Origin of the sequence: Suicoccus acidiformans (genome assembly GCF_003546865.1) — a bacterium.
GTDB lineage: Bacteria > Bacillota > Bacilli > Lactobacillales > Aerococcaceae > Suicoccus > Suicoccus acidiformans.
The window spans coordinates 886,027-901,178 of sequence record NZ_CP023434.1 but is presented as its reverse complement, the minus strand read 5'-3'; the positions used below and the strand labels follow the sequence as shown (position 1 = coordinate 901,178).

At 36.3% G+C, this 15,152-nt stretch carries 14 protein-coding genes and 2 pseudogenes; all 16 read right to left on the bottom strand.

Annotation, left to right across the window (positions count from 1 at the left end):
• Window positions 1–217: 217 nt before the first annotated feature.
• A pseudogene (locus CL176_RS12595) lies at window positions 218–660 on the bottom strand (glycosyltransferase family 2 protein).
• 8 nt (window positions 661–668) lie between these two features.
• Window positions 669–830, bottom strand: a complete 162-nt coding sequence (locus CL176_RS12985) for a glycosyltransferase (RefSeq protein WP_118990212.1) — start codon at window positions 828–830, stop codon at window positions 669–671.
• Between the two features lie 55 nt (window positions 831–885).
• Window positions 886–1,752, bottom strand: a complete 867-nt coding sequence (locus CL176_RS04415) for a glycosyltransferase (RefSeq protein ID WP_338053767.1) — start codon at window positions 1,750–1,752, stop codon at window positions 886–888.
• A gap of 67 nt (window positions 1,753–1,819) precedes the next feature.
• Window positions 1,820–2,994: pseudogene (locus CL176_RS04410) on the bottom strand (IS256 family transposase).
• Between the two features lie 356 nt (window positions 2,995–3,350).
• Window positions 3,351–4,253: a glycosyltransferase family 2 protein gene (locus CL176_RS04405; protein WP_118990210.1), complete on the bottom strand. Its 903-nt coding sequence runs from the start codon at window positions 4,251–4,253 to the stop codon at window positions 3,351–3,353.
• A gap of 143 nt (window positions 4,254–4,396) precedes the next feature.
• Entirely contained in the window at window positions 4,397–5,470 is a 1,074-nt protein-coding gene (locus tag CL176_RS04400) for a glycosyltransferase (protein WP_162890818.1), read from the bottom strand.
• Window positions 5,467–6,318, bottom strand: coding sequence for a glycosyltransferase family 2 protein (locus CL176_RS04395; protein WP_118990208.1), 852 nt, complete (start codon window positions 6,316–6,318; stop codon window positions 5,467–5,469). The genes CL176_RS04400 and CL176_RS04395 overlap by 4 nt, the downstream gene beginning before the upstream one ends.
• Before the next feature lie 43 nt (window positions 6,319–6,361).
• Window positions 6,362–6,985 carry a sugar transferase gene (locus CL176_RS04390; protein ID WP_118990207.1) on the bottom strand — a complete coding sequence of 208 codons (624 nt, stop codon included), beginning with the start codon at window positions 6,983–6,985 and terminating at the stop codon, window positions 6,362–6,364.
• A gap of 62 nt (window positions 6,986–7,047) precedes the next feature.
• Entirely contained in the window at window positions 7,048–7,797 is a 750-nt protein-coding gene (locus CL176_RS04385; protein ID WP_118990206.1) for a CpsD/CapB family tyrosine-protein kinase, read from the bottom strand.
• A 3-nt stretch (window positions 7,798–7,800) separates the two neighbouring features.
• A complete protein-coding gene (locus tag CL176_RS04380; RefSeq protein ID WP_118990205.1) occupies window positions 7,801–8,538 on the bottom strand; it encodes a YveK family protein in 738 nt (245 codons plus the stop codon).
• A 74-nt stretch (window positions 8,539–8,612) separates the two neighbouring features.
• The gene (locus CL176_RS04375; RefSeq protein ID WP_118990204.1) at window positions 8,613–9,500 is read right to left on the bottom strand and encodes an NAD-dependent epimerase/dehydratase family protein; all 888 of its coding nucleotides are present in this window, start codon (window positions 9,498–9,500) and stop codon (window positions 8,613–8,615) included.
• A 267-nt stretch (window positions 9,501–9,767) separates the two neighbouring features.
• Window positions 9,768–11,612 (bottom strand): nucleoside-diphosphate sugar epimerase/dehydratase, encoded by a 1,845-nt coding sequence (locus CL176_RS04370; protein ID WP_118990203.1) that lies wholly within the window; start codon window positions 11,610–11,612, stop codon window positions 9,768–9,770.
• Between the two features lie 335 nt (window positions 11,613–11,947).
• Complete coding sequence (locus tag CL176_RS04365; protein ID WP_118990202.1) at window positions 11,948–12,241, bottom strand: hypothetical protein; 294 nt, start codon at window positions 12,239–12,241, stop codon at window positions 11,948–11,950.
• A gap of 438 nt (window positions 12,242–12,679) precedes the next feature.
• A complete protein-coding gene (locus tag CL176_RS04360; RefSeq protein WP_118990201.1) occupies window positions 12,680–13,075 on the bottom strand; it encodes a hypothetical protein in 396 nt (131 codons plus the stop codon).
• A gap of 14 nt (window positions 13,076–13,089) precedes the next feature.
• On the bottom strand, window positions 13,090–13,572 hold the full coding sequence (locus CL176_RS04355) for a hypothetical protein (protein WP_118990200.1): 483 nt from the start codon (window positions 13,570–13,572) through the stop codon (window positions 13,090–13,092).
• Window positions 13,565–14,107, bottom strand: a complete 543-nt coding sequence (locus CL176_RS04350; RefSeq protein ID WP_118990199.1) for a MotA/TolQ/ExbB proton channel family protein — start codon at window positions 14,105–14,107, stop codon at window positions 13,565–13,567. The genes CL176_RS04355 and CL176_RS04350 overlap by 8 nt, the downstream gene beginning before the upstream one ends.
• Between the last annotated feature and the right edge of the window lie 1,045 nt (window positions 14,108–15,152).

Genomic DNA, 15,152 nt, shown 5'->3' with positions numbered 1-15,152 from the left:
AAAGGATTACTACTTAAAGCTGAAAAAAATTGATGAATCGCTTCTTTTCTTTTTCCAATATTATAAAGTAATGGTACACTTTTTATCTTCCAAATCAAGCTTAATTCAGGATCAGATTCAATGTCATCCGCAATTTTTTATGCAAACTAAGTCTACCTCTATATACTTTTTCTGGATTAGTAGATATCCTCTCTCCATCATGAACATAATATTTAACTTAAGGTTCTGGAACATTGTCTATTTTAAATTCTTTTGAAATCCTTAAAAACAAATCGTAATCCTGATGAGAAGGTAAATTTTCATCATAATATCCAACTTTTTCGATAGCTTCTCTACTTATTAGAATATATGAATTAGACCCAATAAAATTTTGCTTTAATAATCTTCTATATTGACTTCCTTTATGCATTTCATTAATAATTTGAGTGGTTTTTCCGGTTGTTTCATTAATCTCAATTGCTTTGCAATAAACTAATCCAACATTTTTATTTAAAATTTTTTGAACTTGTTTTTCAAGTTTTTCAAGAAACCACTCATCATCATCTAGAAAAGCCAAGTATTTTCCTTTAGAAACTTTATTCCAGTATTTCTAGCTATATTCGCTCCTTTATTTTCTTCATGACGAATATATACAACTCTATCATCCTCTAATTCATTCACGAAATTTGCTACCTTGTCCCGAACAATAAAATCACTAGGCTATCATCCACAATTATTAGCTCTAAATTTCTATATGTTTGATTTAACACACTTTGTATACTTCTCTTTATTAATTCTGGTGACCTTTTATACGTGGGTATAACCACGCTAACTAACGGTGTATCTGCCATTACTCATCCATCCTCAATTTTTCATAATATCTCTCTAATTTTTTTATTGAATTATCTATGTTAAAGTCTGATTCAAAAACTTTTTTATACATTTTTTAACATGTGACCGCACTTTCGCTCTTTTATTGGTTCTAATTTTATTAGCTAACACATCAATAGAATCAGACAAGTTAAAAATTTCTAATGTTTGAGTAACATTTACTTCTTCTGATATTGTATCTGAAACATAGCATTTTAAACCGTTAGCCTGAGCCTCTAAAACAGCTAAAGTTAATCCTTCTGTTAGAGATGGAAATACAAATAAATCAAAAACGTTTAACCAATCATAAACGTTGTCTAATTTCCCTAATAATTTAACTTTTTTGTCGAGGCCTTTTTTAGAAATTTCCATTTCAAGAAAATCTCTATCCTCACCTTCTCCTATTAATATTAACCTATAATCTTCTTTTGATAATATCTCTATAAGATTAATAAGATACTGTTGATTTTTATTTTTGTTCAATTCACCTACATGTCCAATAACAATCTCATTATCTTTTATCTGATATTTTTTCCTTAAACTCTTTCTTTTATTTTCATTATATTTATAGTTTTTGACATTAATACCATTAGGCAAAATTTGATAACATTGTTGATCAAATAGAAATTTACCAGCCTCTTTGCTCACGGACAAATTATATTGAGTCAAACTCTCGAATGGTTTTTTTAATCCTTTATGTAATAAAGGGTGTTTGGTCGATGAACTGTGTGCATGAACAACCCTTTTTTCTATTTTATTTCTTTTACATACATATAGTTCTGTAGTCAATGTTCGACTGTTACCGTGAATATGTATTATATCATAATTATTATCATGAATTATTTGGTTTAAATCTCGCATATATAAAATAGGATTAGAATTTCTATTCTTTAAAACATGAATCTTAGACCCTTTTTCAAGTCAAGTCCATAATCCTGTGTAAAATACTATACAATGTTTCACCGGTCTCTCATTGATCAAACTTAATATATTTTATTGTAGAACTGAGCCATTCGTCATGAAGGTCCATAAGGACAGCTCCAATTAATCGATTGGCAGACGTTCGGTTGGGAAAAATCCGAATAATCTTTTCTCTTCTGCAGACTTCCTGGTTCAGTCGTTCAAGAAGGTTGGTGCTTTTTAGCCGATTGTGACCATTTCCGATAACTGTGTATTGAAAGGCATCTTCGAAGCCATTATCCAATGGTTCGCAAGCTTTTGTATATTTAGACTGGTCGATATATTCACCGACTAAGGCATTCTTAACTGTTCGAGCGAGTTCAATATCCGTAAACTTAAAGATCGCTTTTACTGCTTCTCTAAACGGTTTTGAATTCTTTTTTGGAATGGAACTGAAGATGTTTCTTAAAAAATGGACCTGGCATCTCTGCCAACTTGCGTTGGTATATGACTTACAAATTGCAGACACTAGGCCTTTATGGGCAGCAGAAATGATGAGTTCTGTCCCCTGTAGACCGCGTTCTTTTAAGTATTCAAAGAAGATGGACCATATGTCATCACTTTCTTTATTTTTGGATCATGAAGAAAGTGATTTCACGATCACCACCTTCTGTTATCCCGATCGCAATATGGCAGCTTTTAGAAAGTACTCGATGGTCCTCACGGACTTTTATGTAGAGAACATCAGTCATCAGATAAGGATAACTCGTACCTGAGAGTGAACGGTTCTGCCATTCGTTGACCATCGGGTCTAACTGCTCAGTCAGGCTAGAAACAAAAGATTTCGATACCGTTTTTTCCACATAGCTCTTCAACAATCTTTGAAACTTTACGTGTCGAAACGCCTGAAACATACATCTCAAGCATTGAAGCGAGCAGTGCCTTTTCATTTCGCTGATAACGCTCAAACACCGTCGGTGAAAATTCACCATCACGTGTTCTAGGCACTTTTAATTCGAGTGTGCCCACACGAGTCGTAAAGTCTCGCTCATAATAGCCATTTCTTTGACTCTGACGACTTTCTGAACGTTCATCGTCATCGGCTTGAATATATTCTGTTCGTTGATTTTCCATCAATTGGTTGAAAACAGTGGTCAAAATATTTTTAGAAACTTCATCTTTTACCGAATGTTCAATAATACTTTGAACCTCTTCGTTGTTCAGTGTGAAATGTACTTGGGTCATGTAACGTCCTCCTGGGTATGTTTTTGTGGTTAAAAACATTGTACCGTAAAAGGGCTGTTACATGGCCTTTTATCTTTTACACAATTATATGGGCTTTATCTGTTATTCACCCTTATAAATTAAAATTAAATCTCTGAGTCTTAATAACAAATAGTATTATTTCAAAAATTGATTTCTCAAAAAATCGTCTACTAACTTCACAAGCAGACTACTTTGTAAAAAAACACTAAAAAAGGGTTTCAATAAATGATGGACTTATTAATATTTCGTTGGTGTGTCATATGAATAGGGTAGCCATACTCTAATATTGCTTTCTTTGCTAAATCGAAGTATTATGAATAGTTAGCCAGTGTTTTTTATTCTCCATAAGCTACCTTTTTCTTTCTCATATAATTTAGGGTCCCTTTCAGGTAATTTAAGACATAAAATGGATCCTTTATTAATAATTTAAAGAATATTTTTAACGCTTTTCCTTTTTCTCCATATCCATAATATAACGGCACACTTTTTATCTGCCAGATTTTAGAGAGTTCTGAGTCGGCTTCAATGTCTTCTTTATACTTTTCATATAAAGCCATTCGTCCCTGTAACAATTTTGTACTATTGGTAGAAATTCTCTCCCCGGTATGAATATGATACTTAACAAGAACTTCATCGACATAATTTATTTCATAATTCTTTGCTATTCTTAAAAATAAATCATAATCTTGATTGGACAAAAGATTCTCGTCGTACATTCCAATTTCTTTAAAAACATCTGTCTTTACCACAACGAATGAATTTGAACCAATAAAATTTTGTTTTAATAATCTTTTATAGTGCCGACCTGAATGTAATTCATTAATGATTTTAACTACTTTTCCAGTCTCTTCGTAAACCTCAACTGCTTCACAATAAACTAAGGCGACTTCCTCCTTATTAAATGCTTTAATTTGTTTTTCTAATTTATAAGGTAGCCATTCGTCGTCATCATCTAGGAAAGCAACAAAATCTCCAGAAGCATTTCTCACACCCGTGTTTCTCGCCTTATTCGCACCCATGTTCTCTTTATGTTGAACATATCTAACTCTCTGATCATTTATGCCTGTAACGTAAGCTTTAACCTCATCTCTCACCTCATAGGAGTCAGGACTATCATCTACAATGATTACTTCTAAATCAGTATAGGTCTGATTTAATACACTGAATATTGCTCTTTCTATTAGTTGAGGCTCCCTTTTATAGGTAGGAATAACCACACTTACTTTATTATTTTTCATCTATTACGCCCCTAATTTTCAAGTTTCATCATTAATTTCTTTATGCTCTAGAATAGCAAATAATCAGTATAAATGTTTCAAACATTTTTAATAAACAAAAGCCGTTAATAATTCATAGTGAAAGATTTAGTTCTTCCAGAAGCCTATTGTTGATAAATATCTTGTAGCTTATTAATTGAGTTAATTATTGAATAGTTAGAGTCCATTAACATTTCATTCATTATAACTCTATCCTTTTGACTATTATTTTTTAATGAATAATTTATTGCTTCAATAAACTCATTTGGGTTATTAAGATTGCAATATAATACTTCACCTGAAACATTAGCTTCTCTAGTTATATTAGTAGATGCTATACAAGAAAGTCCTGAAGCTTGGCCCTCAATTAAGGTTATCGGTAAACCTTCATACAATGAGGGCATAACCATTACATCTATAGCCGAAAGTAAATTTGATATATCCTTTCTCTCTCCTAAAAAAATTACATGTTTTTGTAATTCCAATTCCCTAACTTTACTCTCTAGTTTATTTTTCAAATGACCATCACCGACAATCATCAACCGAAAATCATCATTATAATCAAGTAAACTAGGCATTAAATCGATTAAAAACTCGTGATTCTTTTGTTCTGAAAGTCTTCCTATATTTCCAATTACTAAATGATTTCTTGAATACCCAATATTCTCTCTGTATTCTTTTCTTATATTTTCATCGTATCTATATGCTTTAATGTCAATTCCGTTCTCTATAACTATATAATCTAATCCATATAGGCTTTCACCTGCTTTATTAGAACACGTTAAACCAGTAGTATACAATGAGTCAAACATCGGTTTAAATACTTTATGGATAATAGGATATTTAGTAAAAGAATTATGTCCATGACTTATTAATTTCTCGATACCAGCTTTTTTTGCAGCTAACAGTTCTAACGCCATGGTCGTGCTATTACCATGAACATGAACAGCATCATAATGCTTATCTTTCATAATTTTATGTATTTCTTTATAATATTTCAATGGATTCCTTATCCTATTTGGGACATGATATACACTTGATTTCTCAAATAAACTTTCCTTTAATTCGCTTGATATACTATTAGGGAAAATAAAATCATATTTATATTTTTCGGAATCAATATATTTTTGATACTGTAAAATCACTTTACTTATACCATTTACTCCAAAGTTCACAGTAGAAATCATTAAAATATTCATTTCGACCATCCTCTTTTCAACAACTTTTCTTCCTCATGTATTTTCGCATCTACCAATAATCTATACCATCGACTATACATATAATGATAAATATAGCCTTCTTTTCCATCTAAAAAACCTAACCTAAAAATATATACGTAGATGAACAATAACCAGCTACGCACAAATTTAGGGAGCTTATAATAGATGCCAAACTTTTTCCTTCTTGTGTTTGATATTGTTGTATCATTTAGATTATCATCTTCATTCTTATGATTGATGTAATCGAAATAATCTTTAACTTCTCTTGAAGCGTACCAATTCATTTTATCAATAAAGAAGGTAAGGTTCTTAAAATCATAATGAAGAAATTTTTCTTTTGCTGATACTGAGGTTCCTTCTGTTAAGTAGGTGTGTTCATCCATTTCTCGATCTTCTATTCGACCAATACCAGTTTTAAAGACCATTAACTTGCGCTTTTGAGGGCCTCCATACTTTAATCTTTTGCCCATGAAATATAGCCATGCTTCCATTGTGATCCCATTTACATCATCATGCTCGTGTTCATTCATCAATGACTCTAACTCATCGATTAAAGCTGGTGTAAGTCGTTCATCCGCATCCAATCGCATCGTCCATTTCGTGGAAATATTTGTATTATCCAGGGCCCAATTAAATTGAGTGGCATAGTTCACGAATGGATGGCTAAAGACGTCTGCTCCAAATTCCTTAGCAATTTCAACCGTCCGATCTTCACTACCACTATCAACGACAACTACCCGTTTTGCAAAATTATTCAGTGACTCTAGACAATCGGTTATATTAATTTCTTCATTCTTAGTTAATACGACAACTGTTATATCAGCCAATACTTCTAGTCACCTCATATCTTGTTTTATTAGCAATAAAGAGTTACATCTCGTCTCGACTCTCATTCCTCTTCTCCATCATCCCCGTGCCACCTTCCATAACCCCATCACTCTTAAATACACTCACAATGGTGCCGAAGAAGCACTTCAAATCCATCACAGGACCCATTTGTTCAATATATTCACCGTCTAGTCTTGCCTTAACCGGAATTGGCAGCTCATCGCGGCCATTAATTTGAGCCCAGCCGGTTAATCCAGGGAGGACATCGTTCGCACCGTATTTGTCGCGCTCTTCAATGAGATCATATTGATTCCATAGGGCGGGTCTTGGACCGATAATAGCCATGTCACCTTTAATGATGTTCAATAGTTGTGGTAACTCGTCAAGGCTCGTTCGACGAAGGAAGTTTCCTGACTTGGTGATAAAGGCTGCTGGGTCGCTCAATTGATGCGTAGGTACATCATCGGGCGTGTCAATGCGCATCGTTCGGAATTTGTATATTTGGAAATGTTTTTTGTCAATGCCAACCCTTTTTTGTTTGAAGAAGATTGGTCCGGGCGAATCGAATTTAATCCAAATGGCCAGAATGAGAAATACTGGACTTAGAATAATGAGCGCCAACAACGATAATAGAAAATCGATAATCCTTTTGATAACTATATACATAATAGCCTCCCATCAAATTGATAGACATGGCAATTTCGGATGAATTTTCGTTCATTAGTCAATTATTCTGTATCTTCTTGGCTGTAGCCGTATCCATAGCCATAACCGTATCCTACTCCATCTTTACGGGCAACCCCGTTCATAACATAGCCGATAATATTCGCATTCACATTATTAAGTAGCTCCACAGATTTGCGTACTTCACTCTTATGAACATAGTCAGCTCGTACGACAAGTACTGTCCCATCAACCTTATTAGCCATAATTTGAGCATCTGTTACGGCGGTGAGTGGCGGGACGTCGTAAATAATGATATCAAAGTAATGTTTCAGCTCATGCATAACTTCCGTCATACGCCCGGAAGATAATAACTCCGATGGATTAGGTGGAATCGGTCCTGAAGGCAATAAATAAAGATTCAATTCTGGGCTGCGTAAGATGTAGTCATTAATATCCGCTTTTCGGTCTAACAGAAGACCCGTGAGCCCTTGTTCATTGCTTAGCGTGAACGTCTTATGTAAAGTTGGCTTACGCATATCAGCATCTACGATTAAGACACGTTGGTCAGTTGTTCCCATCAGAAATGCTAAATTCGCCGCAATCGTTGACTTGCCTTCTGCTGGAATACTTGAGGTAATGACAATGGATTGTAAAGGCTGATCCATTTGGGCAAATTGAATATTCGTTCGTATAGTGCGCAGTTGTTCAGCTTGAACAGATTGAGGGCTAAAGTAAGTAATCAGCCCTGCCCCTTTGGCTTGCTCCTTCATCAGGCGTTCCTCTTTACGCTTTCTCCTATATCTCCAATCCATCAATTAAATCCCCCTTGATTTAGAACTTCTTGAGCGTCGTTGCGTTGAAATACGCGAATTATCTAACTCTGTCCCTGACATCTCAAAGACGGCGCCTAAGTTGGTCAAACCTAATGACTGAACAAACTCATCATCTCGAACCCGGCTATCCATTGACTCTTTAATCAAAGCATAGGTACCACTCAAAGCGAGACCCATTAAAGCTCCTATAATAATATAGAGTGGTAAGCTAGGTGACACTTTATTCGGATTATATGTCGCCGGTGAGATGACGTTTAATTTTATATCATCTTTGCCGTAAATCTCTTTCATCGTATCTATCAGCACGTCTGTTACTGTTTGAACTATAGTTTGTGCATTCTCTGGGTACGACGCCGTTGCTTGAATATAGAAAACCTGGGAGTTTGGCTGCTGTTCAACCGTAATCATATCCCGAAGTTCTGCTGGTGAATAGATGCCGTCTAGCTGGTTACTAACGGTTTGCAATGTTTGATCGGTGTAGATAATATCTGAATAAGTATTTATAAGTGTAATATTGGTTTGAACTTCATTATACTGAAGTTGTTCCTGATTATTTGTTTGGCTAACCATTAAATGCGCTCTTGAACTATATTGCGAATCAACTAACAGGAACATGAAGAGCCCCGCCAGCACCGCTCCAAGCAACGTACTCGAAACAATAACAAAAAGATACTTCTTCAGTATCTTAAATAAATCTATTAAGCTAATTTCATTTTCCATATCTTCCTCCGACTCTCTCTAAGTAATTCAGTTCATTTATCTTACCATAAGATAAGCTATAACAATAGATTTTTTTACGACTTTTCTGCATTCCTATTGATCATTTGGCTTTGATCTGGTTCTGATAGTCGTATAGATTCTTCAATGGATCGTACCCGATATTTGCCGCCGAAATGTTGGCTCAACGATTGCTTATAGTATAAATTACCAAAGACCTTATTAATAATATTAACCCCGGTTAAACGTCTTAAAGCAGGGTTAAATACCTTCGTCATGAGAATTGGCTTATGATAATGCTTAGAAATACCCTCAACAATCGCTTTGCTCGAGACGTAGTCTTCCATCTGAGGGTAATAAATACCGCCTTGATTGGAATCTATGATTAACCGAATTAATTCCGTTAAATTATCAATATGAAGCATACTACGCTTATTATCATACTTCGGAAAGACAGGTGATTTCCGAGCAAAATTTGCAAGCAAAGGATAATTACCTTTAGAGTCTTTCCCATAAATCATCGGCGGTCGAATAATCGCAATCGTAAAGGCATCATCCTCAAGTTTCGCTAATCTCTTCTCAGCTTGAACTTTGCTATCACCATAAAAGTTATCCGGGTCAAAAGGTGTCTCACGAGTAATCTCTTCCACACGACTACCATAAACTATAATACTGGATAGATGAATAAATAAAGGTACACCATCCTCTTTCGCCTTTATTGCTATAGCAACCGCTAAATCACGATTTACCTGATAGTACAAATCTTCCAAGTTCGCATCATTTGAATTATGGGCAATCCCAGCCACGTTCAAAATAACATCATATTGTGCGAAATCTTTCTGTCGCCAATCATCCCCATGAAAGCTCAGTTTGTCAATTTGATACTGATTTGGCCACTGATTAAGCCATGTTTCTGTCTTGTTTCCAATATAGCTATTTAATCCTGTTATAAGAATGTTCTTCATGAGAGGCTCCTTTATTGATTTTTTGTTGAGGTTTCATCGTTATATATTACGACAATTTAGGATTCAATTGAAGACATTGTTCTTGAGATAATTATTGATTAACAATAAATTGAGCAGAAGATGAGTATTGTTCATCAACAACTAGAATCATAAATCCTGCACCTATATTTGAGCCAATTAATCTCGTTAGAAAGACTTTAAAAAAGTATTTCCTAATGAATTATGTCAAATGGAAATATGTATGCTTTGTGTTCATGTTTGCATCCTTTAATTGATGCTATTATTTGCAAATTGAATAATACTATCTCTGAGTTGATCTGAGTCATCTGTTTTCAAAGATTCAACGAATTTTAATGTTTCGCTAAGTGGAATGTCCGCTACTTTCCCTACAAATATTTTTTCATGAACTTGTCGATCCACAAGCTCGCTACTTGTTAATAACTCTTCATAAAGTTTCTCTCCTGGTCGAATACCGCTTTCTACTATTTCAATTTCCTCTTCAGTATACCCGCTTAATAAGATGATTTTACGTGCTAAATCTAATATCTTGACAGGCTCTCCCATATCTAAGATAAAGACTTCCCCATTCTGTGCATATGCCCCTGCATAAATCACAAGTTGACTAGCTTCAGGGATAGTCATGAAATATCGAGTCATTCGGAAATCTGTGACAGTAACGGGCCCACCTTCTTTAATTTGTTTCTCAAAGACTGGGATAACACTCCCTCGACTGCCGAGCACATTACCGAAGCGTACAGCACAATATACCGACTCACTCATTTTATCAAAACCGGTCACGATTAACTCGGCAACACGTTTACTTGCTCCCATCACATTAGGCGGATTAACGGCCTTGTCGGTTGAAATCATGACCATTTTAGAGACTTTGGCTGCGTCAACAGCTTTCGCTACATTATAAGACCCTAAGATATTATTCGTGAATGCTTCAACTGGATTCATTTCCATCAGTGGCACGTGTTTATGGGCCGCTGCGTGATACACAATATCTGGCTGCTCTTCCTGGAAGATTCCCAATATTCTTTCATAGTCTTTAATATCCGCAATAACTGGTGCATATTCTACCATATTTATTAATTTAGACAACTCTTGATAAATTAGATAAATAGAGTTTTCGCCATGACCAATTAAGATAACTCGTTTAGGATTGTGTTTGGATACTTGCCGAGCAATTTCTGAACCAATGGAGCCACCTGCACCTGTAATCGCAATGACTTTTCCTTCTATTTCTTTTCTCAATTTAGACTCATTTAGTGCGATTTCTTGTCGCCCGAGTAAATCAGCGATATTCACTCTGTTTTGTGTGAGTAGTGGTTTGTATGTTCCTTGTACAACTTTTTCAACATTAGGCATTTTGTATAAATTGATTTTTAACGGACTCGTTATCTTTAGAATTTTTTCATATTCTTCAGGCTTAATGGTTGGAATTGCCACGACTACTTTAGTTACGCCAAATTCCTTAACAAGACTAGGAAGTAAATCAATATCGCCTAAGATCTTGACGCCGCCTAATAACAAACCATGTTTGGCAGGATTTTGGTCTAGTATCGCGATAACTTCAAGGTTTTGAGGATTTCGGATATGGTTATCCATAAAGATGGAACCACCATCACCAGCTCCGATAACTACAACCCGCTCAAGTTCGTCCTCACTCTTTTGATACTTTTTACGTCGAGAGTATATCAGTTGCCATAATGTCCTTAGTGCAAAAACCATAATTCCCGAAATCAGTCCAGTTAAGAAGATAAATCGTATGGAAAAGGCTCGCATAAAGACCAACATAACAATACCGCCGATTACATTGGCTAGAAACATAATCAAAAATAAAGTGAATAGAGTCGATATGTTGCTATAACGATTAAAAGTTAAGTACAATTTGAGAAAAGTTCCCATTATCTCATAAGCGATGAAAGTCACAATTCCATATAAAATAAATTGGGAAAAATTGCTTGGTATTATATTCCAAAGGATAAAGTAACTTGTCAAGATTCCTAATAATAAGCAGAAAATATCTAGAACCATCCATCCTATTCGTCTTTGTCTGGAAGAAAGATTTTCGATATATCCTAATAAATGATTCGTATAACTATCCATTCAATGTTTCACTCCCCATTATAATTCCTCCATAAGACGTTGAACTTCTTGTGTAAGCATCTAAGATTCAGCTACAATGTTTCAATCTCACTCAAAGCTTCCCAATCTAATGTTCTAATAAAAGAGACAAATCTTACCAACTCTTGATTAAGTTGAGCGCTAGCTTTTTGTTGTAGTCGAGTTACTGAAATCATGAAGATAATCTCTTTGATAGCAACATGTAAATATAACGTTTAATATATGTTATTATAATTATACTCATAAAAAGAGAGTTCGTTGAGATATTACTCAATCAATTCAACATAATCGCTATTAGTTAATATTTCATCAATCATTTAGTTGATAGCTTGAGCAATTCCCGTTTCTGGATTATCAGCATAAGCTGCTTCTAAAGCGGCTAAATCGTCTGTATCAAGATGACTAGCGATATCCTTAATAGAATCTAATGATTCACCGTTATAAACTGATGCATTGTTGGTAAACAACTCATCAATGACAGCTATTGCTTCCCTTTCGCTAGTGGCTAATTCATCATGTTCATTACTCTCAGCAGATTCTCTCAATTCATCACTCATAGCTTCAATCACATTATCTATGTTACTACTTTCTGAACTACTTGTGCTGTTCATTATACCTAGTTCTGAATTCAAAGAAGACTAGGATCTTAGAAAAACACGTTCCAAGAGAATTAATCCTATTAGCCCAAAAATTATAATTTTACTATATCTTACCATATTGGCATAAATATAAAATGGTTTTTTCCACATTTGCTATCGCAAACAATGAGAAGCTAAAAATATATGACACAGCTCAATAATAACATAACTAACGGAGCTATAAAACTCTTGACATATGATGAATTAGTTGATACTTAAATGTATTCACCTAAATAATTCAAATTCAATAGTGTAGCACTTCTATTCAACAATTAACACCGGAGAAAACTCAACTGTAAGACATCAGAAAAAGGCTAAATCCATTAAGATTTATTCCCCCAGCACGCCCCAGTTTTCAACGAATTAAGCATAATAAAAAACACGGCAAATGCCGTGTTTTGATCGCCTAGACTATTCTTGTATTGTCTCAGTTGCTTGGATACTATGTTGTTCTAAAGCATCTTGTACTGTTTCATAGGTGCTGAGAATAGCATTATCGTCAATAAGGGTAATGCTTGTCCCTTCTTCTAAATCAGCCAGTCGGTTCTCCAGCTCCTCATTGGTAATGCTCTCATTGTTCCAGTAGATACTGTCTTCGTTGACGCGAATGTCAATAGTGTCCATGCCGGCTTGCTCGCCTGTTATTTGTGTGGTATTAGTATCTCCTGTGTTGCTTCCGCGACTTCCGCCGTTACCGAAGCCGCCACGTCCGAAGAGGTAAACGGCAAGAAGGATAATGAGGATGATGATAATCCAGCGGATGATATTGCGGTTAGAGCTTTTTTCTTTTTGCTGATTTTTGGCCATGATGGGGTTCCTTTCTAGTTGGCTTGTACTTCGTTAAAGACAATCGTCTGCTCAGTGGTCGTTTCCAGTTGGGTGAGAACGCGGAGCATGGTTTGGTATTCTTGGTTATAGATGTCGTCATGGTTGACAGTGAAGGTCACAATAATAATGTCTTCTTCAATAGGTGCCAAAATTTCACTGAGCCATGCTTTGAGATCTTGAGCCGGCGGTTTCGCAATTATTTCACCCGATTCAAAGACAGCTTTCAAGGGCTCATCACTGAAGTCTTCGGGGTAGATTAAGTTGACTTTGCCAATGGATTCTTGGTAAGTGCGGTACCACCCTTCTTCAGTGGCTGTCTGTGGTAATTGGGTTTCTTGTAGGCGACTCACTTCAGCCTCCAGTTGGGTAACTTCTGCATGCTGGACATTGGTCTGATTGGCCAATACAAGGAAGAGAATAATAAGGATGACATCCAACAGCGGAGTCAGATCAATCGTCATTTCGCGCTTATTCATCCAAATTCACCAGCTCTTCTTGCACGGCGTGACGAGCTTCCATGGCATCCATGCGAACAAGATATGTGTTTACTAAGTCGATGTTTTCTTCCACTTGCGCTTGCAGGAAGCCGTTTAAGCCTTTGAAGAGAATCGCAAAGACAATCCCCCAGAAGGTAGACGTCAAAGCATCGAAAAAGAGCGCCGTCTGCATCGCTTCAACCATGGGAATAAGGGAAATCACGGTACCAAGAAGTCCCATTAAGGGGAAGATGGCACAGACATTGAGAAATAGCACATAGAGACTATTCATTTTCTGCCTTCGGTCAAGAATTGCTTGTTCACCGGCGGGGTCGAGGTAAAACTCGAAGTGACCGATTAATTGGTCTTTCGTCTTGTTCCCAAGGGCAAGGTTGCCTTTAGGTAAGAGAATGCGTCTAAGGTCTTGACAGCTTTTGAGACAGGCCCAGTAAAGAAAGCCTGTGGCAATAGCCAAGATAATGATAAGAAAGTCGAATTTAAAGAAGTTTTCTGCTATGGGTCTGAGTAAGGCCACGGCCCCACCTCCATTCTATCTACTGAGTATTTTATCATTGATTGTGTTAAATTGCATTGATGAGGGGTGCCTCCTGCGGGAAAATGTGTCAGATTATCACAGGATCGAGGAATCAGGAAGGTATGTCAGTTGTGGCCCAGACGAGGTGAGCTGTTGGACCACTAGAATTGGGCATTGAAGCTAAACTCCGCCGTTGATCCAGGAAACGAGGCTATCTATTATTATGGACTCATAGTTTCGTACAACTATTGATCGCTCCTTATGTCTTCGCCTGTGCGCAAAATTTTTTACCCCTGTTCATAGAAATTATTCTGTTCTCAGGGGCTGTTCTTAAAAATTTTTTAGCGTCATGAATTGTACACAAGATAAAATCTGCTCTCAATAGTTGTACGAAACTATGAGTCCATTATAGAGGGAAAAGTTGCAGCTCTTTTTGTTGGTATGGACCGATTTTCTTATCTGTATCGAGAAGTGACTTACGTGGTAGAATTTACCAGGTAAGTCAAATCCCTTCAAACTAGCGTGGTACAAGTCTACCACGTAACTCATTCCCCTTCTGACTTGCGTGGTGTAAGCATACCACGTAAGTGAAAGGGGGGTTGACTATCGTGGTGGAGATCTACCAGGATAGTCAAGGAAGGTCAAACTCAAGTTTGTAACACCAGCTACACTTTGGTACCAACTGCGGTGCGAAACTCAGTTTATAATTTAAATAAGGAAGCCACGGGCTGTCCGTGGCTTCAACCTTTATTTGATCCGGAGAGAGTGTTTGGCTCTTGTAGGTGCTCCTAACGCTGCAAGAGTAACTTATTGTTCAGCAATTAGGCTGAGAGATGAAAAGTTGCAGCTCTTTTTGTTGGTATGGACCGATTTTCCTATCTGTATCGAGAAGTGACTTGCGTGGTAGAATTTACCACGTAAGTCAAATCTCTTCAAACTAGCGTGGTACAGGTCTACCACGTAACTCATTCCCCTTCTGACTTGCGTGGTGCAAGCCTACCACGTAAGTGAAAGGGCTGTTGACTAGCGTGGTGGAGATTTACCA

Bases quoted from the DNA above. Each gene is read 5' to 3' on its own strand.
- CL176_RS12985 (WP_118990212.1), bottom strand. From the start codon at position 830: ATGGCAGATACACCGTTAGTTAGCGTGGTTATACCCACGTATAAAAGG.
- CL176_RS04405 (WP_118990210.1), bottom strand. From the start codon at position 4,253: ATGAAAAATAATAAAGTAAGTGTGGTTATTCCTACCTATAAAAGGGAG.
- CL176_RS04400 (WP_162890818.1), bottom strand. From the start codon at position 5,470: ATGAATATTTTAATGATTTCTACTGTGAACTTTGGAGTAAATGGTATA.
- CL176_RS04390 (WP_118990207.1), bottom strand. From the start codon at position 6,985: ATGTATATAGTTATCAAAAGGATTATCGATTTTCTATTATCGTTGTTG.
- CL176_RS04385 (WP_118990206.1), bottom strand. From the start codon at position 7,797: ATGGATTGGAGATATAGGAGAAAGCGTAAAGAGGAACGCCTGATGAAG.
- CL176_RS04380 (WP_118990205.1), bottom strand. From the start codon at position 8,538: ATGGAAAATGAAATTAGCTTAATAGATTTATTTAAGATACTGAAGAAG.
- CL176_RS04375 (WP_118990204.1), bottom strand. From the start codon at position 9,500: ATGAAGAACATTCTTATAACAGGATTAAATAGCTATATTGGAAACAAG.
- CL176_RS04370 (WP_118990203.1), bottom strand. From the start codon at position 11,612: ATGGATAGTTATACGAATCATTTATTAGGATATATCGAAAATCTTTCT.
- CL176_RS04365 (WP_118990202.1), bottom strand. From the start codon at position 12,241: ATGAACAGCACAAGTAGTTCAGAAAGTAGTAACATAGATAATGTGATT.
- CL176_RS04360 (WP_118990201.1), bottom strand. From the start codon at position 13,075: ATGGCCAAAAATCAGCAAAAAGAAAAAAGCTCTAACCGCAATATCATC.
- CL176_RS04355 (WP_118990200.1), bottom strand. From the start codon at position 13,572: ATGAATAAGCGCGAAATGACGATTGATCTGACTCCGCTGTTGGATGTC.